Source organism: Paenibacillus sp. MER TA 81-3, assembly GCF_023713585.1.
Taxonomy (GTDB): domain Bacteria; phylum Bacillota; class Bacilli; order Paenibacillales; family Paenibacillaceae; genus Paenibacillus_B; species Paenibacillus_B profundus.
Genome location: NZ_JAMAWB010000141.1, coordinates 1 through 255, shown reverse-complemented (window position 1 = coordinate 255; position 255 = coordinate 1). Strand labels below are relative to the sequence as shown.

The window sequence follows — 255 nt, the reverse complement described above, 5'->3', positions numbered from 1 at the left end:
AAGAGACAATTCTTCATTTTTTTGAAGAGTCTGTCTCTTTTTTTCGGTATAATCAAAGTATCTCATCAAAGGCTGGTGATCTCTGTGCTCCCGAAGCAACAAAGCTTTATTTTGAGCCCATATATGGTACTCTACAATCTGGTAGTTCCCAAAGATAATCTACTGCGCAGAATGGACGAGTTGGTGGACTTTGGCTTTGTCTACGAAGAGCTGCACGTCAACTATTGCCACGATAACGGACGCACCGCGGTGGAT

The 255-nt window shown here is 43.1% G+C and carries 1 protein-coding gene; it reads left to right on the top strand.

Annotation, left to right across the window (positions count from 1 at the left end):
* Positions 1-84: 84 nt before the first annotated feature.
* Positions 85-255, top strand: a 171-nt coding sequence (locus tag M3650_RS32430; protein ID WP_483311808.1) for a transposase, incomplete at its 3' end; no start/stop codon positions are given.